This window comes from Nocardia sp. JMUB6875 (assembly GCF_041154655.1).
Classification (GTDB): domain Bacteria; phylum Actinomycetota; class Actinomycetes; order Mycobacteriales; family Mycobacteriaceae; genus Nocardia.
In genome coordinates this window covers 23,896-42,129 of record NZ_BAAFGR010000005.1, presented here as the reverse complement: position 1 = coordinate 42,129, position 18,234 = coordinate 23,896, and the positions used below count along the sequence as shown (strand labels likewise).

Here is an 18,234-nt window from a genome sequence, read left to right as displayed (position 1 = left end):
ATCGGCGACGGCATCACGAAGATGCCGCCGCCGATTCGCGGGAGAGTTGCTGTCGGTCAGTTGAGCGGGTACTGACCCGGCGGGTAGGTGGTACCGCCGCCGCCCTGGCCGGTGCCGCCTGCGGAGATGAGGTCCTGTGCCAACTGTAGAGCGGCCGATCCGATGGAGAGGATGTCGCGGCCGATGGTGCCTACGTTCTGGGCGAGTGTCGAGAGCATGGCTGAATCCTCCGGTGTGCACGGGTGATGGATTCAGCGTGACACAGTCGGGCGCAACGTGATCGGCGAACGAATCTGGAACATTGGTGTGCCACAATCGGAATCCGGCCGACCGGCCGCCGGGCGGTGCCGTCGGGCGATGCCGTCTCGCCATCGCGGGAGACGCCCTCCCGGTGGAAGAAAATACTTATTTCACAAATCGGCGCGCCATTTGTCGGTATCCGCTTTCCGTGTGGAACGCCTGATAGCCTCCCGATTTGTTTGGCGTTCGGACGGATGCGCGAAGGCGGGGGCGGTGAGTATCGGAAGAATGGAGGATCGGCACACCAATGCGAATCGCGGGAATCGTATTGTGCGCGTTGCTGGCACTTTCCGGCAGCCACGGCCCGGGCGACGCCGTCGCCGACATCGTGACGCCGGAAATGTCCACGACCATCGAAACGCTCTCGGCGGGTGCGGCGTCGGCGGGTGTGTCGGTCGGCGGTGGCATGCCGCCCCCGACCTTCGGTTTGCCGTCGTGGTGGCGGGGTGGAATCTGCGATCCGGGAAACGATCCCGGCAGCGTGGAAATCGGGCGCTGGGGCGACCTCATCGCGTGCGGCCCGAATAATGACGTGGTTTCCGGGATCGACCCGGAGGCCGGGTGGGGCGGGGCGCTGGAATGGGAATGCGTGGAGCTCAGCGAGCGATATCTGAACCAGCGATATCACCTGCCCGCCGTCTCGGTGAACGGCGATGCCTTGGTCGACGCGTATTTCGATCCGATGATTCAGCAGCTATTCGGCTTCGACATCTCCGATACTCCGCTGATTCGCGTATATCCGGGCCGGGGCGGCATGCCCGTGCCCGGTGACGTGCTGAGCTTCGGGCAGCCCGGCCACCCCGGCCACACCGGTGTCGTCACCGCCGCGCTGGTGTCGGCCAACGGCCACGGCGTCATCACGATGATCAATCAGAATCGGAGCAACGGCGCACCGGGCTCGGCGTTCGTGACGATCACGATGATCAATGGGGTGCCCCAGCCGCTGGGACAGCTCACGGTGATCGACTGGATCCACGACACGACCTCCGACGCCAGCTAGGCGGCCGCCACTCCGCTCGATCGTCAGGCCGCCCGGCGGGAGTGCTTGTGCGCCACCGCGAATACCCGGCGGAACGGTAGCCAGGTGGTGCCGTCGGGCTGTTGCGGATAGGCGGCGCGCAGCAGCGGCGCGAGGTCGGCGCGGAAGAACTGCCAGTCGGCGTCGTCGAGGGCGTCCCGGACCGGGCGCAGTGCCGTGCCCGTCACCCACTCCAGGACCGGATCGGGGCCGGTGAGGGGCTGGAGGTAGGTGGTCTCCCAGGCGTCGACCGCGCAGCCCGCGGTGGCGAGGACGGCGGCGTACCCGGCCGGGTCGGGCACGGCCTCGCGCTCGAGGATTCCGGCGGATCCCAGCTTGCTGTACCACTTTTCGGAGTTGGCCAGCTCTCGGATCGTCAGATGTGAGGGGGCATCGAAGTTTCCGGGGACCTGAAGGGCGAACCACGCGCCGTCGGGCAGGGCCTCGATCCAACCCGGAAGCAGCGCAAGGTGATCCGGGACCCATTGCAGGACCGCGTTGGTGACGACCACATCCGTATCGGGGGAGGGCAGCCAGTCGCGGACGTCGGCGACGGTGGCGTCGATGCCGTGTTCCTTTGCGGCGGAGACCATTTCGGGGGAGGAGTCGAACGCCTCGAGGGCCGCGTCGGGCCAGCGCTGGGCCAGGGTGGCGGTCAGGTTTCCGGGCCCGCAGCCCAGATCGGCCACGCGGCGGGGCGCGGTCGCGCCGACCCGGTTCACCAGGTCGAAGAACGGTCGCGCGCGCAGGTCGTCGAAGGCGAGGTACTTGGCCGGATCCCACATGGGCCGCTCCGATCATCGTCGAATTTCCCAAACCGTACGTCCGTACTGTATTCCTCCGGCGGGTGCGGTGCAAGGATGGGGGCGGTCGGTTCGGTTCGGTGTGGGACCCGGTTATGAATGGGATTGCATCGTCATGCATAATCATTTGCAGGACGACGGAGCGCCACGCAGAGCCGGACACGGCACGCGACTCGCGCGCACCGGCCCGGGACCTATACGCACAATCGAGGAGCACACGGACTATGACGAAGCGCGTCGTACTCGCCTACTCCGGCGGGCTGGACACCTCTGTCGCCATCAGCTGGATCGCGAAGGAGACCGGCGCGGAAGTCGTCGCCGTCGCCATCGACCTCGGCCAGGGTGGCGAGGACATGAACGACGTGCGCCAGCGCGCGCTGGACTGCGGCGCCGTCGAGTCCATCGTCGTGGACGCCCGCGACGAGTTCGCCAACGAGTACTGCCTGCCGACCGTGCAGGCCAACGCCCTCTACATGGGCCGCTACCCGCTGGTCTCGGCCATCTCCCGGCCGCTGATCGTCAAGCATCTGGTCGAGGCCGCCGAATACCACGGCGCCGACACCGTTTCGCACGGCTGCACCGGCAAGGGCAACGACCAGGTCCGCTTCGAGGTCGGCATCGGCGCGCTCGCGCCCGACCTGAAGGTCATCGCGCCGGTCCGCGACTACGCCTGGACCCGTGAGAAGGCCATCGAGTTCGCGGGTGAGAACAACCTGCCGATCAACGTGTCCAAGAAGTCGCCGTTCTCCATCGACCAGAACCTGTGGGGCCGCGCGGTCGAGACCGGGTTCCTCGAGGACCTGTGGAACGCGCCGACCAAGGACGTCTACGACTACACCGTCGACCCGACCGTCAACTTCGAGGCGCCCGACGAGCTCATCGTCACCTTCGACAAGGGTGTGCCGGTCGCCATCGACGGCCGCCCGGTCACCATGCTCGAGGCCATCACCGAGCTGAACAAGCGGGCCGGCCGTCAGGGTGTGGGCCGCCTCGACATGGTCGAGGACCGGCTCGTGGGCATCAAGTCGCGCGAGATCTACGAGGCGCCGGGCGCCATCGCGCTGATCGCCGCGCACCAGGAGATGGAAGCGGTCACCATCGAGCGCGAGCTGGGCCGCTACAAGCGGCAGGTCGAGCAGCGCTGGGGCGAGCTGGTGTACGACGGCCTGTGGTACTCGCCGCTCAAGCGCGCGCTGGACGCCTTCGTGCAGGACACCCAGCAGCATGTCTCCGGTGAGATCCGCATGGTGCTGCACGGCGGCAGCGTGGTCGTCAACGGGCGGCGCTCGGACGAGTCGCTGTACGACTTCAACCTGGCCACCTACGACGAGGGCGACACCTTCGACCAGTCGCTGGCCAAGGGCTTCGTGCAGATCCACGGCCTGTCGTCCAAGGTCGCGGCGCGTCGGGACCTGAACAGCAAGTAGTAGCCTGCGACCGGGGACCTACCGGCCTGAGGAGACGCGCCCATGCGAACCGATGACGACAGTTGGGACATCACGGAGAGCGTGGGCGCGACGGCCATCGGTGTGGCGGCCATCCGGGCCTACGAAACCGGCCGTGAGGACGCCCTTTTCCGGGATCCGTACGCGGCCAAGCTGGTGGGTGCGGTCGACTCCGAGGGCTGGAACAGCCTCATGGCCGGGACGCTGAGCGGCCAGGGCGCCGGTGGTGATCTGGGCGCCTGGTCGATGGGCAGCGTGCTCATCGCCCGGACGCTGTACTTCGACGAGTACTTCGCCGCCGCGGTGCGGGCCGGGATCCGGCAGATCGTGATTCTGGCCGCCGGGCTCGACGCTCGCGCCTACCGGCTCGAATGGCCTTCGGGCACCAGGATCTTCGAGCTCGACCAGCCGAAGGTGCTGGCCTTCAAGGCGCGGGCACTGGCCGATGATCGACCCGCCGCCGACCGTCGCGAGGTGGCGATCGATCTGCGGCAGGACTGGCCGACGGCCCTGCTGGACAAGGGATTCGAGCCCGATCAACCGACCGCCTGGCTGGCGGAAGGGCTACTGCGGTACCTGCCCGGCCACGCCCAGGACAAGCTGCTGGAGCAGGTGCTGGAGCTCAGCGCACCCGGCAGTCGGCTGGCGCTGAACCTGGGCACGACCGGCGACATGGCGGACGAGTTCCGCGAACGGCGCCGGAAGGTCATGGCGGACGCGGGAATCCACCTCGACCTGGAGAATCTGTTCTACCCGTGGGAGGACCGCGAGGACCCCCGCACCTGGTTCGCCATGCACCGCTGGCTGGTGACCGAGGGCGACCCGGTCGCCCTGCTCGAAGACCGCGGCCGGACCGTCCCCGAGGCGGCCAAGGCCGGGATGGGCGCACACATTCTGATGACCGCGACGAAACCGCGAGGAGACGAGACGCAATGACCCAGGGCGGCAGCACGAACGAAGGCGCGCTGTGGGGTGGACGCTTCGCGTCCGGCCCGGCCGCGGCCATGGCGGCGCTGAGCAAGTCGACCCACTTCGACTGGGCGCTGGCGCCGTACGACGTCCGCGCCTCCAAGGCCCATGCGCGCGTGCTGCACAAGGCCGGGCTGCTCTCGGAGTCCGATCTGGCGGGCATGCTCGCCGGGCTGGATTCCCTTGCCGCCGACGTGGCCTCGGGCGCCTTCGGGCCCCTGGAATCCGACGAGGACGTGCACGGCGCGCTCGAGCGCGGGCTGATCGACCGGGTCGGCGCCGAGCTGGGCGGGCGGCTGCGCGCGGGCCGCTCCCGCAACGATCAGGTGGCCACGCTGTTCCGGATGTGGCTGCGGGATGCCATGCGGCACATCGCCTCCGGCGTGCTGGATGTGGTCGACGCGATCACCGAGCAGGCCGCCGCGCATCCGGACGCGGTCATGCCCGGCAAGACCCACCTGCAGGCCGCGCAGCCGGTGCTGCTGGCCCACCACCTGCTGGCGCACGCGCATCCGCTGCTGCGCGACATCGACCGGATCCGCGACTTCGACAAGCGGGCCGCGGTGTCGCCCTACGGTTCCGGCGCCTTGGCGGGCTCCTCGTTGGGCCTGGATCCGGAAGCCATTGCCGCGGAACTGAACTTCGATTCCTCGGCAGCGAACTCCATCGACGCCACCTCTTCTCGCGACTTCGCCGCCGAGGCCGCCTTCGTGCTGTCCATGATCGCCGTCGATCTGAGCCGCATGGCCGAAGAGGTGATCATCTGGAGCACACCGGAATTCGGCTACATCACCCTCGCCGATGCCTGGTCCACCGGCTCCTCGATCATGCCGCAGAAGAAGAACCCCGACGTCTCCGAGCTCACCCGAGGCAAGGCGGGCCGCCTCATCGGCAACCTCACCGGCCTGCTCGCCACCCTGAAGGCCCAGCCCCTCGCCTACAACCGTGACCTGCAGGAAGACAAGGAACCGGTCTTCGACTCGGTGGCCCAGCTGGAGTTGCTCCTCCCCGCCATCGCCGGCCTGGTCTCCACCCTGACCTTCCACACCGACCGCATGGCCGAACTCGCCCCGGCGGGCTTCACCCTCGCCACCGACATCGCCGAATGGCTTGTCCGCCAGGGTGTTCCGTTCCGCGTAGCCCACGAGGCCGCGGGCGGTTGCGTCCGTGCCGCCGAGGCCCGCGGCGTGGGTCTGGACGAACTCACCGACGAGGAATTCGCCGCCGTCGACCCGGCCCTCACCCCCGGTGTCCGCGAAGTCCTCACCGTCCAGGGCTCCATCGCCTCCCGCAACGCCCGCGGCGGCACCGCCGGCACCCAGGTAGCCAAGCAACTCGAAGAGGTCCGCGGCACCGCCGCCACCCACCGCTCCTGGCTGAGCTGACCCGCCACGACAAACGGCCCGTTGGGTTCCCACTCCCGGAAACCCAACGGGCCGTTCGTCATCCGCGACGGTAATTCATATGCTTCGCGGCCGGAACAGCGGCACGACCGGCATCGTGCACCTTCCCATCCGCAATCGTCTGCTGCTTCTGCTTCCCCTTACCCCGCCGCTCGCGGCGAGACAAAGGCCGATCAGCCGGGGATTCCGAGGGAATTTCAGGCAGCGAAAAGCGCTCAGGCATCAGTCCTCCTACAGGTATGCGTGACCGACTAACCGGATCGGAAGCCGGTCGAAATCGGGAAAGCCACAGCACGGTCCACAAGGACCGCCGGGCATCAACAGCGAAGTGCGCTCAGGAGAACAGGAACAGCCACATGCCGAGCACTGTAACCAGCGCCCGGCACGCGCCGCATCCCATTTATTTCTCGCCGGTCGCCTCGGTCCGTTTCAGCAGGTCGGTAAACCGGGCGCGAAGGTCGTCGTCTGGTTCGACGGCGGCGGCCGCATGCACCCAGGAACGCGCGACGGCGGGGAGATCCGGGCCGTACCGGTTGTCCAGCGTCCGCAAAGCGAATCCGCGCAGTCGGAGGCCACTGGTGCACAGCGCGGTCCGTATCAGCGGCAGGAGGTCGGCCTCCGGCACGTCGGATTCGCCGAGATAGGACAGAACGTAGTCGAGAACGCTCTCCTCGTCGGAGCTCCCGATGATCCTCTCGGGATCAGGCCCCGACATCATCTCGTCCAGTGGCAGTATTTCGCCTGCCAGTCGCACGAGGGCGCCGTGCAGGGATTCCGGGCTGTGAGTGATTGCCCAGTGCCAGGTGTAGCTATCGTGTGGTGGTTGCCGCAGGCGGGTCAGGGCGTGCGGTAACGCGTTGATACCAACGGCGTCCGAGCACGCGAGCGCGCGGCGGAAATCGGATATGGCGGGTGGATGGTCGAGCATGGCCCGGACATGCTGCGACCAATCCGGCCGGGCCAGCAGGGCGGAGAACTGCCCGAGAACACGCGAGAGTTCTGTCTCCGGCCAATTCGTATCGGACGGAGGATCTTTCAGTACGTCATGTATGCCCTGAGCGGTAGAGATATAGGTGAGATTCGGGGGCACGGCACCGATCAGTTCGCCGAATCGAGTCAGACAGGGGAGAGCATCCTCGTAGTTCCGTATGTCCCAGGTTGGTCCGTGCAAGTCCGTGAGCGCATCGAAGATTCCCGCGGCACCATGCAGAAGTTCGGTATCGACCTCCGGTGCGAGCAGTGCGGCATGGAGATCGCCCGTGGTCGCGGCGATATGGGCGAGGTACTGATCGAGGATGCTGTTGCGGAATCCGCCGCGCAGCAACCACGCCTTGATCTCGGGATCATTTGTGCCGCGCAGCCGCTCGACCGCGTGGATACGGCCCCAGCCATTGACGCGCTGGGCGAGTCGATGGATCGCCTGATCGCGGTCCGATTGGGTATTGGCCAGTGCGACAACGGCATACAGGGTCAGGTCTTCCAAGGTGCCCAGGAGCAGCAGTAATTCCTCATCGCGGGCGTCACCGGCGATGCCCAGCATGACGATTCCGAGGGCCACCGCGTTGCGGCGGGTGCCGTGCTCGATGAGTGCGAGTGCCAGCGCGCGCAGGTCCACGGCGGGTATGCCGCGCAGCCCCCGGACCAGGTCGTCGGCCACATCCAGGGCTCGATGCTCGGCCAGCCGATCGTGGAGTGCGGCTGTGGCCGCCGGGTCCGGGGATGCGAGGACTTCGGTGATCGCGTTGATCAGCGTATCGACGGGCGGTGATTCGTCGGCCCCACCGCCGTGATGGGTCCGGATGCCGTCGAGCGCGGTCGAACTCAGTTCGTGCTGGGTGGATGGTTCATCCGGAAGTGGATTGCCTCCGCCGGGCCAGGGTCCGGGACCGTGCAGTGCGGTGAGGCTGAGGGCGTGAGCGAAGAAAGTGGTCCGGCCATCGGTTTCGGAAGCCGTCCACTGGCCGGGGTTCACCGGCAGGGGCGCGCGGCGCCCTTTCCATTAGTGAAGATCACCGCGCCACCGTAGCTCGAATTGCGGGCGCGGACAAGGGATCGCCCGCCGCCTCACCTTCATGACCGGTTGTCACGGAAGCGCGTTGATGGCGGCGGTGATGCCCTTCTTGTCGTAGCTGTTGATGGGGATTGTCGCGCTGTGGGCGTGGCGGATGGTGCCGGTGGAGTCGACCAGGATGGTGCCGGACTGTTGCATCGAGCCGAAGAACTTGCGGGTCAGGCCGACTGATTCGTGGGCGCTGCCGGTGAGGACCGGGAAGGGGATGGCGCGCTTGGCCTTCCATGTCGAGGCGGTGTCGGGATCTTCGGGTACCACCACGACGACCTGGATGTTCGCGGCGTCGAAGTCGGTGTGCTGCGCTACGAGGTCGCGGACGTGGCGGTTGCAGATCGGGCATGAGGTCGAGCGCATGAAGTAGAGGAGGGTGGCGCGTGCGGCGCGGTTGTCGGACAGGCGCCAGGGGCGGCCGGAGGTGTCGACGAGGTTCAGGTCTGGGGCCGGGCGGGCGGAGGTGAGCATGGTGGAGCGTCCCTTCGAATGGGGTGGGTTGCCGATCAGGGGCGGGGTGCGCGGGATTGCGCTGGTGCGTCGGTGATTACGGGCGCAGGTCGAGGCTTTGCCGGATGGCGGTGCGGGCGCGGTGGAGCTGGGATTTCATTGCGGCGGTGCTCAAGCCGAGGGAGTCGGCGGTCGCGCGGCCGGGGTAGCCGAGGACGTCGCGCATGACGAGCACGCGGCGCTGCACCTCGGGAAGGGCCGTGATCGCCTGCGCGAGCTGGTCGGCGTCGAGGCGGCGCAGCACTTCATCCTCGGCGGAATGGACGACCTCGACCTCCGTGAAATCGGTGCGCGGAGCCTGGTCGAGCAGGCGTCGCGCACGCCGCAGGCATTCGTTGCGAACTATGCGGAACATCCAGGACGCCAGCGCGGTGGTGGCGCGCAGGGTTCCGATCCTGCGGTACAGGATGATCAGCGCTTCCTGCGTGGCGTCTTCGGCGTCGGTGGCGGAGGCGCACAGGTGCTGCGCGAACCGCCGGACATGCGGATGCGCGCCGTACACGACCGCGGCCAGAGCCTCCCGATCGCCATTCTGCGCCGCCTCGACCAGATGCCGACCGGCCCAACCGGATTCCACTACCGTCCCGCCCGAGGAGTCGCCGAGGTGCTGCGCTTCGATTCGTACATTCACCACCATAAGAGCGTCCTCGGGCGGAAAAGGATTCAGCCGCTGTACCCGGCCGTCAGGGCTCCAGGTCGACCACCCCTTTACCTGTGGTGATGTCGAACGGCACCGAGACCTGGTCGTGCGCGATCAGCCAGGTGTCGCCGGTCCTGCGCATGCCGTAGGTGACCCGGACCCACATGCCCTGCGCCGCTTCCCCATTGTGCAGGGTGCCGTGCAGGCGAGCGAAGGCGTGCCCGAATGCCACGTTCCCGTCCACGGTGAACGTCAGATCGCGAATCTCGTAGTCCACGGTCGCGAAGAACTGGAACACCTTCGCCCAGTTCTCGAGTTTCGCCGCGATCCCGGCATGCACCAGCGGCGGCTCGACGTCGAAGGACACCACGTCGGTGGTGTACAGCTGCCGTAGGGCTTCCAGATCCCTGGCGCGCAGCGCCTCGACCACCTTGTCGATCGTCCGGCGCGGCCCGGATTCGGTGTGTGGCCGAAAGTCGTTGTCGATGGTCATGTTCAGCTCCTCAGCCGAGAGTGGTTTCGGTGTCATGTCCTCGAGACACCGCGGATCACCGAGACATGACACGATTCGAGGTGACCTGCGCCACTCACCTCGCTGGTGGGTCGCAGGGGAGGAATAGGCCGCGTATGGCTCGCCGAATAGAAGTCATGGGCGTGATCATCATCAAACTGCTGTTCGGAGGCGCCGGGCTCAACAGCGTCTTCCAATTCCTGCCCGAACCGGCCTGACCCGCCGGAAAGCCGATTGCCCGCCACCGGGTCATGGTGGCGGGCAACCGGATTCGATGGAGGGTCAGCTCAGGGCCTTGCGGAGGGTTTCGGTGATCTTGGCTTCGACCTTCGGGGTCATGGCCTGGAGGGCGAAGTGGGTGGGCCAGGCGTCGCCGTCGTCGAGGTTGGCGATGTCGTTGAAGCCGAAGGTGGCGTAGCGGGTCTTGAACTTGCCGGCGGCCTGGAAGAAGCAGAGGATCTTGCCGTCGCGCATGTAGGAGGGCATGCCGTACCAGGTCTTGCAGGTCAGCTCGGGAGCCACGGACTTGATCAGGGCGTGCAGGCGTTCGGCGATTTCGCGGTCGGTGCCGGTCATTTCGGCGATCTTGGCGAGCACCTCGGCCTCGGCCTCGGCCGCGGCGTTGGCGGACTTGGCGCGGCGGGCGGCGGCCTTCAGTTCGGCGGCGTGATTCTTCATGGCGGCGCGCTCTTCGGCGCTGAATCCGACGGAGTTCTGCTTGGAGGTCTGGGTGGCCATGATGGGTTCCTTTGCGGGAGTTGGGTAATAGGGGGAAATCGGGAGGGTCAGCGGTCCTGGATGAGGCCCAGGACATTGCCGTCGGTGTCGGCGACGGTGGCGACCAGGCGGCCGCCGCCGACCTCGTGGGCGGGCTGGGTGACGGTGGCGCCGGCGGTGGTGAGGGCGGCTAGCTTGGCCTCGATGTCGGCGACGTGCCAGTAGGAGACGGGGGTGGTCATGGACTGCGGTCCGCCGTCGGGCACCAGGCCGATGTGCTGGCCCTCGGACTCGAAACCGACGTAGTACGGGGAGTCGGTCTGGGGTGCGATGCCCAGCAGTGCCGAGTAGACGGATTTCGCGGCGGCCAGATCGGAGACCGGGTGCAGGACCGTCTTGATGCCCATTGTCGTCATGGTTTCTCCTCGAAGTCGGGGGTCCGAATCGGCTGGTGATCCGGTTGGTTCCGGTGAACCCGGTGTGCATCAAGCATCGCGCCGGGGGACCCCCGGCCACATCCGTGGCGACCACGGATTCCACTACGGAGTCGAACCTCGGTATCCGTCCGTACCGTGCGCGGGTGCCGCTTGGGGCAGACTTGAACACATGGCTGTGACGTTGGAGATCTCCACCCGGGAAGCGGAAGTGCTGGAGCTGGTCGGCCGGCACCTCAGCAATGCCGAGATCGGGGCGCAACTGTTCATCTCGGTGCGCACGGTGGAGAGCCACGTGTCCTCGCTGCTGCGGAAGCTGGAGGTGCCCGACCGCCGGGCGCTGGCCCAGCACGCGGCCGCCGCCGCTGCCGCGAGCCCGAAACCCGCGCCGACGCTGCCGAAGCCGCTGACCTCGTTCATCGGTCGCGCGCGGGAACGCGCCGAGCTGACCGAATTGATCAAGACGCAGCGGCAGGTGACCGCGGTCGGACCGGGCGGGGTGGGCAAGACCCGGCTCGCGCTCGCGGTGGCGGCCGATGTCGCCGCCGACTTCGCCGACGGTGTGTGGTTCGTGGATCTGGTGCCGCTCGCCAGCCCGGACGTCTGCGTGGTCGCGGGCACCGTTGCCATGGCGCTCGGCATCGGCGAACAGCCGGGCCGGGCCTTCGACCGCGCCGTGCTGTCCACCCTCGCCGACCGGAACGCGCTTCTGGTGCTGGACAATTGCGAACACGTGCGGGACGGCGTCGCGCCGTTCGTGGAGCAGCTGCTCGAATCGTGTCCGGGCGTGAGCGTGCTGGCGACCAGCCGCGCGCGGCTCATGGTGCCGTTCGAGCGCGCCTACGCCGTGCCGCCGATGTCCCTTGCCGGAGAAGGCGGTTCGGACGCGGTCGAGCTGTTCATGGATCGCGCGGCGGCGGGCGGCTGGCCGCCCAACCACGCCATGCGCGATCAGGTCGCCACCTTCTGCGAGCGCCTCGACGGCGTGGCGCTGGCCATCGAGCTGGCGGCCGCACGCTGGACCACCCTCGGATTGGACGGTCTCGCAGCCGGTTTGGACGATCAGCTGCGCATGCTGGAGGGCGGCGCGCGCTCCGACGACCGGCACCGCTCGGTGCGCGCGGCCCTGGACTGGAGCCACGCCCTGCTCGCACCCGAGGACCAGGTACTGCTGCGGCGAGTGTCGGTGTTCATGACCTCGTTCCCCGTCGACGCGGCGGCCGAGGTGGCCGGCGTCGACAAGGGCACGGTCGCGGCCGGATTGGCGCGGCTGGCCGAGCAGAGCCTGCTGGTGGTGACCGACACCCCGGCCGGGACCCAGTTCCGGGCGCTGGAGACCATCCGGCAGTACGGTCTCGAGCAGCTCGAAGCCGCGGGCGAACTGACCGACGCCCGCGCCGGACACCTGCGCTCCTGCCTGACCGAGGCGGACAGCCTTTCCACGCTGCGTGGCGAATGGCGGGCCCGATTCGATGCCGCCGCAGACGATTTCCGCGCCGCACTGGGCTGGGCGGCCGAACTGCCCGAGCAGCGGGCCAATGCCCACCGCCTGGGAAGGCAGTTCGCGCATCTGCTGTTCAACCGCCACTTCACCGGCGAATCCCAATGGCGCTTTACCCAATCCGCCTACCTCGCCGATGATCCGGCCACCTCCGCCGAACTGCTGCGCCACGCCGCGGCGGCCGCGGGCTGCCAGGGCAATGCCGACGATATGTACGGGCTGTACCGCGGCGCGGCCGACTTCGCCAGGGGCGCGGGGGATTCCGCGGGCGCGGCCGTCGACCTGGCCACCGCCGCCGCCTCGGCCCACCGCTTCTGGGGGAAATTCGAGCAGCTCCCGGCCCGCGCGGAGGTGCTTGCCCTCATCGACGAGGCACGGCAGCTGGCCGACGGCGCGCGCTCGGACGCGGCGAAGGCGGCCGTCGCCCTGGCGGTGGCGGCCGTCCTCGGCGACCCGTTCGGCGCACCGCACGACCCGTCCGATATCCCGCTGGCGGAATCGGTTTCACTCGCCGAGCACGCGGTCGAACTCGCGCACGCCACCCGCGACCCGATCGCCGAATCCGCCGCCCTGGACGTCCTCGCCGCCGCCCAGAGCCGCGCGGGCGATCCGGTCGCCGCGGCGGCCACCGCCCGTCGCCGGATCCGGCTGCTCTCCACCGCCCCCGACACTCCGGCCGGAACCCACGAACTCATCGACGCCCTCGGCCAGGCCACCGAATTCGGCCTGGGCGCGGGCGATCTCCCCGGCGCGCGCCGCTGGGCCCGCCAGCTCGCCGAGCACCCGATGCTCGCCGAGGTCGGCCACACCGCGACCAGCCGCCTGCTGGTGGCGGATGCCTTGGCGGGCAATGTCGATGACGTCCTCACCCACGGCGCCCGCTTCCTGGAGTCCTGGCATCGCGAGGACTGCCCGGCCCGTTCCGCCTTGGGTGCGGCCGCGGCGGGCGTGCGCATGATCCACGGCCTGCGCGACGATTTCGACGCCGAACGCGAATGGACCGGCGTCCTCCAGCAACTCGGCACCCCCGCCTCCGACGCCGAGGGCTACCAGGCCGTCTTCGACGCCCTGCTGATGCTGCACCACGGCCAGCCCCTCGACGCCCTGGAACGCACCGCCCTGCCCCCGGCCGAGGCACGCGCCAAGGTCACCGGCGCCTGGTACCCCTGGTACATCGCCCTGCATACCGAAGCCGCCGCCATGACCGGAACCTTGGACGCCGCAACAGACCTCGCCGAGGCACGCACCGCCACCACCGGAAACCCCCTGGCAACAGCCATCATCGACCGTGCCGAAGCCCTCGTCACCAAGGACCGCCCTCGCCTGCTCTCCACCGCAACCACATTCGAGGCCGCGGGCTGCGGCTACCAATCCGCCCGCACCAAGATCCTGGCGGGCGGTACCGAAGCCACCGAGGCCGCAACCGCCCTCACCACCCTGGGCCTGGCCCCGATGACCGGGTCCTCGCACCTGTAGTCCCGACCCGTCGGTTTTCGTGATCGTCGACCTGTGTCAATACGATGCTGAGATGAGTAATCCCGGCGCGCGCTCCCTGGTCTTCGATCTCGACGGCACGATCTGCTTCGATGGCCGCACCATCGATCAGCGCATACGTTCGGCGATTCAGCGGCGTGTCGATGCCGGCTATCGACTGGTGTTCGCGTCCGCGCGTCCGGTTCGGGACATGCTGCCGGTGCTCGACGGCGATTTCGGGACCGCGACCCTGATCGGGGGCAATGGCAGCCTGGTCTCGGTCGGCGGCGACGTGCGGGCGAGGGCCTTCATCGATCCGACTAGCCTCGGCAGTCTGCTCGCCGCGTGCGGGCGGTGGGGTGCGACCTATCTGGTCGACGGGCCTTGGGATTATGCCTACACCGGCAGCCCCGACCATCCTCTGCGAGCCAGGATCGACCAGGGGCTGTTGGCTCGCCAGGTCGAGGTCGCGGACCTCCCCGAGGTCGTCAAGTTCCTGGTGCTCACGGCCGAGGACATGCCCGCGCTCGCGGCGGCCGGCCGGGAGCTCGGGCTGGTGGTGAATCACCACCTGGAGGAGAGCATCATCGATATCTCGCCCGCGGCGACAACCAAATGGGAAGCCCTGCGGGCGATCGGCCATACCCGCTACATCGCCTTCGGCAATGACCTCAACGACATCGACCTGCTGCGCAACGCCGCACGGGCGATCCGCGTCGGCGCGCATCCCAGCCTGGACCATGTCGCGCATCTGACGGTGCTCGCCGATCCCGAGGCGGTAGCAGCCGAAATCGACCGTCTCCCAGCCGTGATCGCGGATCCGGTCGGCTGACCGGCGCGAATCATCAGCTCCCGGAACAGGGAAGCGGCCCGACGGCCGCCGCGCCGGAGAGGAAGTCGTTCAGACGGGCGGCGAAACCCGGTGCGGCCGCAACGAAATGGCCCGCGCCCGGGGCGGTGACACGGTCGGCCGCGAGGGTCTCGGCGAGGGCGTCGCAGATGCTGTCCAGGGCCGGGAGGTGGCCACCCGAGGCGACCAAGGCCGGAATGCCCGCTGTGCGCAGGGCTTTCAGGTCGGGGCGGGCCGCGCCGGGCAGGCGGCCGCCATGGGCTCGGCGAACCGCGGCCTGGACCGGGTCGGGGAGCGGGTCCGCGTCGACGGCGGGGGAGCCGGAGAGGGTCAGGAACTCCCGCAGCACGGCGGGATCGGCCGCGAGGCCGTCGGTGAGGACGGCGTCGCCGACCTGTTTCAGCCGGGCCACATTCGGATCGCCGGGGGCGAGGAAGTAGAGCGGAGGCTCGATCAGGGTCAATGACCGGACCAGACTCGGATCCTGCCCGGCGGCCAGCAGTGTGCCCAGGCAGCCGTAGGAATGCGCGACCACATGCGGGCGGTACTCGTCGAACACCGCGGCGAGATCATCGGCATCGATCAGAAAGTCCTGCCCGCCATTCGACACCGGCGGGCTCGGCGGATATCCACGTCGATACACCGCTGTCAGTGTCCATCGTTCGGCCAGTGAATCCAGCCCGGCCCAGGTCGTTTTCGGACCCGCCCCGCCGTGCACCAGCACGACCTCGGGCCCATCTCCCCACCGCCGCACCGCGAGAGCAGCCATGCCCTCAGTCTGCACCGAAAAAGGGTGTGTGACGCGGCTTTACGAGCCATGTCACACACCCGGTCCGGCGCGGGGTCAGGCGCAGACCTTGATCGCGTCGGCCTTGTGCCGGGCGTAGGCGGGCAGGGTGCCGCGGACGGAGTCGGGGACGTGGGCCAGCAGCTCCCAGTTCTTCCCGTTCCAGTTGAGGACGTCGACGTTCTTGCCGGTGCGGTTCCAGTAGGAGACCATCCGGTCGCCGACGCCGCCATTGCCGATGTCGTGCAGTACGCAGCTGTTGTCCTCCTGGACGAACATGCTGCCGGTGCCGTCCACACCGTCCCAGGCGCAGAAGAGGCCGCCGGGGCAGTCGTAGCCCTGCGCGGAGGCGGGTGCGGCGGAGATGATCGCACCACCGGTGACGGTGCCTGCGGTCAGCACGGCCGCGGCGAGGACACCCCGAATGTGCTTGGCGCGGTTGACGTTCTTCATGAATCTCCCCTTCATCTCGATCGAAATCAGCCTTCCGGCTGTCGTCAACCTGAGCCGCCTCACCAACGATCGACCAACGGTCGACTAATCACGCGGCCGGCGCGAGCCGCGGCCACCTGGTAGCTATCCTTCGGCAATGACGTTGTTGCTGCTGGGACTGGCCATCGCGTGCGAGGTGACGGCGACGGTGTCGCTGAAGATCTCGGAGGGGTTCAGCAAACTCGTGCCCTCGATCATCGTGGTGATCGGGTACGGGGCGGCGTTCTATTTCCTGTCGCAGGCGTTGAAACGGGGGATGGCCATCGGGGTGGCTTATGGAATCTGGTCGGCGGTCGGGGTGGTGGCGGTGGCGACCATCGGGGCGCTGTTCCTGGACGAGCACATCACGCCGGTGCAGATCGGGGGGATCGTGCTGGTGATCGCGGGGGTGCTCGCCCTGGAACTGGGCGGGGCGCACTGACAGGTCAGTCCGCTACTCGGACAACGTATCCCGCGGTTTCGAGGGCGTCGAGGACCTCGTCGCGGTGTGCCGGGCCGCGGGTTTCGAGGGTGAGCAGAACCTCGACCTCGTCGATGGCCAGCCAGGCGCCGGTGCGGGAGTGGACGACGTCGAGGACGCTGGCGCCGGTACGGCCCAGCTCGGCGAGCAGCCGGGACAGGCTGCCGGGACGGTCGGAGATGGTGACGCGGGCGGCCAGGTAGCGGCCCGCGGCGCTGAGGCCGTGGCCGATGACCCGGGTCAGCAGTAGCGGGTCGATATTGCCGCCGGAGAGGATGGCGCAGACCGGGCCTTGGACCGCGAGTTCGGCCGGGGCGCAGGCCATCAGGGCGGCCACGGCGGCCGCACCGGCGGGCTCGACGATGAGCTTGGCGCGTTCCATACACAGCAGCAGCGCCTTGGACAGGGCGTCCTCGTCGACGGTCACGATGGTGGGCGCGGAGTCCAGAATGTGCTCGAAGGGGACCTCGCCGGGCAAGCCGACCGCGATACCGTCGGCCATGGTGGCCATCTGCTCCAGCGCCACCGGCTTTCCCGCGGCCAGGGAGGCGGGCCAGGCGGCGGCCTCGGCGGCCTGCACGCCGATCACGCGGACCTCCGGCTTCAGCCGTTGCAGGACCGCCGCCACGCCCGCGAGCAGTCCGCCGCCACCCGTCGGCACCAGCACGGTGCCGACATCCGGTAGCTGGTCGAGGATTTCGAGCCCGCAGGTCGCCTGCCCGGACACGATGTCGATGTGATCGAACGGGTGCACCAGCGTCGCGCCGGTCTGCTCCGCGAACGCCCGTGCGGCGGTGAGGGATTGGTCGATGGTGTCGCCGACCTGATGCACGGTCGCGCCATAGGCCTTGGTGGCCATCAGTTTCGGCAGCGACGCGCCGACCGGCATGAACACCGTGGACTCGATACCCAGCGAGCTCGCCGACCACGCGACACCCTGCGCGTGATTGCCCGCGCTGGCCGCCACCACGCCGCGCGAGCGCTCGGCCTCGGTCAGATTCGCGATCCGGTTGTAGGCCCCGCGCGGCTTGAACGAACCGGTCCGCTGCAGGTTCTCGCATTTGAGATGGACCTCGTGGCCGATGCGTTCCGACAGCACCCGCGAGGCGACCACGGGGGTCCGCCGGATGACCGGTGCCAGCAGGGTCGCCGCCGCTTCGATCCGCGCCATGAGCTCCATGGCGGTCATGTTGCCAGGGATTGGCTCCGGTGTCGCTCGTCGGCGGCTTTCAGACACGGCGTGCGACCGGCAATCCCGGGCGGCGACCCACGCCGGGTTTATGTTCTCGCCGTGCCCACGATCGTGAAAGCGCTGGCCACACTGACCGCTTCCGCGGTCTCCGCCCTGGCCCCGCTCGCCGCCCCGCCCGCACACGCCGACTCCATCGGCACCTGCACCGGCGGCGACTTCCGCTGGACCGCCGTCAACGGCGCGATCACCATGACCCCGACCCAGCTCACCTTCACCTCGGTGGGCCGGCTCTGGGGCTGCACCGGCTATCCCGGGATCACCTCGGCCACCTTCACCGGCGAGCACATCGCCTGGTCGGACTGCATGCATCCGGCCGACGGCCCGCTCACCGTCTGGATCACCTGGAACAACGGCGACACGAGTACGCTCTGGGGTCCCTGGCCGGTCGGCATGGTCCAGCCCACGGTCGGTCCCATGCAGGTGGTGAGCGGTTTCGGCCTCGGCAACTGGGTTCGGGTCAGCGCCACCTACGAGATGATGACCCCCGAGATGGTGATGGGCTGTCTCGGACCCGGTGTACCCACGGGCCTCGGCCGCCTCAGCGCCACCATGATGTGAGCCGGAAAGATATACGGGTCACGCAATAACCCGGAAACCGAAAAGCAAT

At 68.5% G+C, this 18,234-nt stretch carries 19 protein-coding genes; 8 read left to right on the top strand and 11 right to left on the bottom strand.

What is annotated here, in order from left to right:
- Positions 1-56 precede the first annotated feature (56 nt).
- Positions 57-218, bottom strand: coding sequence for a hypothetical protein (locus ACAM49_RS02480; RefSeq protein WP_369633803.1), 162 nt, complete (start codon positions 216-218; stop codon positions 57-59).
- A 329-nt stretch (positions 219-547) separates the two neighbouring features.
- Here ACAM49_RS02480 and ACAM49_RS02475 point away from each other — a divergent pair, with 329 nt between their 5' ends.
- On the top strand, positions 548-1,300 hold the full coding sequence (locus tag ACAM49_RS02475; RefSeq protein WP_369633802.1) for a hypothetical protein: 753 nt from the start codon (positions 548-550) through the stop codon (positions 1,298-1,300).
- Positions 1,301-1,323: 23 nt separating this feature from the next.
- On the opposite strand, the gene ACAM49_RS02470 is transcribed toward ACAM49_RS02475, so the two are convergent.
- On the bottom strand, positions 1,324-2,103 hold the full coding sequence (locus ACAM49_RS02470) for a trans-aconitate 2-methyltransferase (protein ID WP_369633801.1): 780 nt from the start codon (positions 2,101-2,103) through the stop codon (positions 1,324-1,326).
- A gap of 242 nt (positions 2,104-2,345) precedes the next feature.
- On the opposite strand from ACAM49_RS02470, the gene ACAM49_RS02465 reads away from it, so the two are divergent.
- From ACAM49_RS02465 to argH, 3 genes are read left to right on the top strand one after another with little or no spacing between them, the layout of a single operon-like run.
- Positions 2,346-3,548, top strand: a complete 1,203-nt coding sequence (locus ACAM49_RS02465; RefSeq protein ID WP_040807618.1) for an argininosuccinate synthase — start codon at positions 2,346-2,348, stop codon at positions 3,546-3,548.
- Positions 3,549-3,590: 42 nt separating this feature from the next.
- Positions 3,591-4,502 (top strand): SAM-dependent methyltransferase, encoded by a 912-nt coding sequence (locus ACAM49_RS02460; protein ID WP_369633800.1) that lies wholly within the window; start codon positions 3,591-3,593, stop codon positions 4,500-4,502.
- Positions 4,499-5,920 carry an argininosuccinate lyase gene (gene argH / locus ACAM49_RS02455; protein WP_369633799.1) on the top strand — a complete coding sequence of 474 codons (1,422 nt, stop codon included), beginning with the start codon at positions 4,499-4,501 and terminating at the stop codon, positions 5,918-5,920. Before ACAM49_RS02460 ends, argH begins: the two co-directional genes overlap by 4 nt.
- A gap of 418 nt (positions 5,921-6,338) precedes the next feature.
- Here the strand turns inward: argH and ACAM49_RS02450 are convergent, their stop codons facing one another.
- The 6 genes from ACAM49_RS02450 to ACAM49_RS02425 form a co-directional block, all read right to left on the bottom strand.
- A complete protein-coding gene (locus tag ACAM49_RS02450; protein ID WP_369633798.1) occupies positions 6,339-7,595 on the bottom strand; it encodes a hypothetical protein in 1,257 nt (418 codons plus the stop codon).
- 426 nt (positions 7,596-8,021) lie between these two features.
- A complete protein-coding gene (locus tag ACAM49_RS02445; protein WP_369633797.1) occupies positions 8,022-8,471 on the bottom strand; it encodes a peroxiredoxin family protein in 450 nt (149 codons plus the stop codon).
- 76 nt (positions 8,472-8,547) lie between these two features.
- Positions 8,548-9,147, bottom strand: coding sequence for an RNA polymerase sigma factor (locus ACAM49_RS02440; protein ID WP_369633796.1), 600 nt, complete (start codon positions 9,145-9,147; stop codon positions 8,548-8,550).
- 46 nt (positions 9,148-9,193) lie between these two features.
- Positions 9,194-9,643, bottom strand: a complete 450-nt coding sequence (locus ACAM49_RS02435; RefSeq protein WP_369633795.1) for a nuclear transport factor 2 family protein — start codon at positions 9,641-9,643, stop codon at positions 9,194-9,196.
- A gap of 300 nt (positions 9,644-9,943) precedes the next feature.
- Positions 9,944-10,399 (bottom strand): iron chaperone, encoded by a 456-nt coding sequence (locus ACAM49_RS02430; RefSeq protein ID WP_369633794.1) that lies wholly within the window; start codon positions 10,397-10,399, stop codon positions 9,944-9,946.
- A gap of 47 nt (positions 10,400-10,446) precedes the next feature.
- Positions 10,447-10,794, bottom strand: coding sequence for a VOC family protein (locus tag ACAM49_RS02425; protein ID WP_369633793.1), 348 nt, complete (start codon positions 10,792-10,794; stop codon positions 10,447-10,449).
- 190 nt (positions 10,795-10,984) lie between these two features.
- Between ACAM49_RS02425 and ACAM49_RS02420 the strand changes: the two genes are divergently transcribed.
- Positions 10,985-13,789, top strand: coding sequence for a LuxR C-terminal-related transcriptional regulator (locus ACAM49_RS02420; RefSeq protein WP_369633792.1), 2,805 nt, complete (start codon positions 10,985-10,987; stop codon positions 13,787-13,789).
- Positions 13,790-13,841: 52 nt separating this feature from the next.
- A complete protein-coding gene (locus tag ACAM49_RS02415; protein ID WP_369633791.1) occupies positions 13,842-14,618 on the top strand; it encodes an HAD hydrolase family protein in 777 nt (258 codons plus the stop codon).
- 13 nt (positions 14,619-14,631) lie between these two features.
- Here the strand turns inward: ACAM49_RS02415 and ACAM49_RS02410 are convergent, their stop codons facing one another.
- Positions 14,632-15,405, bottom strand: a complete 774-nt coding sequence (locus ACAM49_RS02410; protein WP_369633790.1) for an alpha/beta fold hydrolase — start codon at positions 15,403-15,405, stop codon at positions 14,632-14,634.
- A gap of 75 nt (positions 15,406-15,480) precedes the next feature.
- Positions 15,481-15,876 carry a peptidase inhibitor family I36 protein gene (locus tag ACAM49_RS02405; RefSeq protein WP_369633789.1) on the bottom strand — a complete coding sequence of 132 codons (396 nt, stop codon included), beginning with the start codon at positions 15,874-15,876 and terminating at the stop codon, positions 15,481-15,483.
- 136 nt (positions 15,877-16,012) lie between these two features.
- Between ACAM49_RS02405 and ACAM49_RS02400 the strand changes: the two genes are divergently transcribed.
- On the top strand, positions 16,013-16,336 hold the full coding sequence (locus ACAM49_RS02400) for a multidrug efflux SMR transporter (protein WP_040807647.1): 324 nt from the start codon (positions 16,013-16,015) through the stop codon (positions 16,334-16,336).
- Positions 16,337-16,340: 4 nt separating this feature from the next.
- Here the strand turns inward: ACAM49_RS02400 and ilvA are convergent, their stop codons facing one another.
- Positions 16,341-17,564, bottom strand: a complete 1,224-nt coding sequence (gene ilvA, locus ACAM49_RS02395; RefSeq protein WP_369633788.1) for a threonine ammonia-lyase — start codon at positions 17,562-17,564, stop codon at positions 16,341-16,343.
- A 102-nt stretch (positions 17,565-17,666) separates the two neighbouring features.
- Between ilvA and ACAM49_RS02390 the strand changes: the two genes are divergently transcribed.
- Positions 17,667-18,185, top strand: a complete 519-nt coding sequence (locus ACAM49_RS02390; RefSeq protein WP_369633787.1) for a hypothetical protein — start codon at positions 17,667-17,669, stop codon at positions 18,183-18,185.
- Positions 18,186-18,234: the final 49 nt, after the last annotated feature.

Excerpts from the sequence above, each read along its gene's own strand:
- ACAM49_RS02480 (WP_369633803.1), bottom strand. The coding sequence starts at position 218 with ATGCTCTCGACACTCGCCCAGAACGTAGGCACCATCGGCCGCGACATC.
- ACAM49_RS02475 (WP_369633802.1), top strand. The coding sequence starts at position 548 with ATGCGAATCGCGGGAATCGTATTGTGCGCGTTGCTGGCACTTTCCGGC.
- ACAM49_RS02470 (WP_369633801.1), bottom strand. The coding sequence starts at position 2,103 with ATGTGGGATCCGGCCAAGTACCTCGCCTTCGACGACCTGCGCGCGCGA.
- ACAM49_RS02465 (WP_040807618.1), top strand. The coding sequence starts at position 2,346 with ATGACGAAGCGCGTCGTACTCGCCTACTCCGGCGGGCTGGACACCTCT.
- ACAM49_RS02460 (WP_369633800.1), top strand. The coding sequence starts at position 3,591 with ATGCGAACCGATGACGACAGTTGGGACATCACGGAGAGCGTGGGCGCG.
- argH (WP_369633799.1), top strand. The coding sequence starts at position 4,499 with ATGACCCAGGGCGGCAGCACGAACGAAGGCGCGCTGTGGGGTGGACGC.
- ACAM49_RS02445 (WP_369633797.1), bottom strand. The coding sequence starts at position 8,471 with ATGCTCACCTCCGCCCGCCCGGCCCCAGACCTGAACCTCGTCGACACC.
- ACAM49_RS02440 (WP_369633796.1), bottom strand. The coding sequence starts at position 9,147 with ATGGTGGTGAATGTACGAATCGAAGCGCAGCACCTCGGCGACTCCTCG.
- ACAM49_RS02435 (WP_369633795.1), bottom strand. The coding sequence starts at position 9,643 with ATGACCATCGACAACGACTTTCGGCCACACACCGAATCCGGGCCGCGC.
- ACAM49_RS02430 (WP_369633794.1), bottom strand. The coding sequence starts at position 10,399 with ATGGCCACCCAGACCTCCAAGCAGAACTCCGTCGGATTCAGCGCCGAA.
- ACAM49_RS02425 (WP_369633793.1), bottom strand. The coding sequence starts at position 10,794 with ATGACGACAATGGGCATCAAGACGGTCCTGCACCCGGTCTCCGATCTG.
- ACAM49_RS02420 (WP_369633792.1), top strand. The coding sequence starts at position 10,985 with ATGGCTGTGACGTTGGAGATCTCCACCCGGGAAGCGGAAGTGCTGGAG.
- ACAM49_RS02415 (WP_369633791.1), top strand. The coding sequence starts at position 13,842 with ATGAGTAATCCCGGCGCGCGCTCCCTGGTCTTCGATCTCGACGGCACG.
- ACAM49_RS02410 (WP_369633790.1), bottom strand. The coding sequence starts at position 15,405 with ATGGCTGCTCTCGCGGTGCGGCGGTGGGGAGATGGGCCCGAGGTCGTG.
- ACAM49_RS02405 (WP_369633789.1), bottom strand. The coding sequence starts at position 15,876 with ATGAAGAACGTCAACCGCGCCAAGCACATTCGGGGTGTCCTCGCCGCG.
- ACAM49_RS02400 (WP_040807647.1), top strand. The coding sequence starts at position 16,013 with ATGACGTTGTTGCTGCTGGGACTGGCCATCGCGTGCGAGGTGACGGCG.
- ilvA (WP_369633788.1), bottom strand. The coding sequence starts at position 17,564 with ATGACCGCCATGGAGCTCATGGCGCGGATCGAAGCGGCGGCGACCCTG.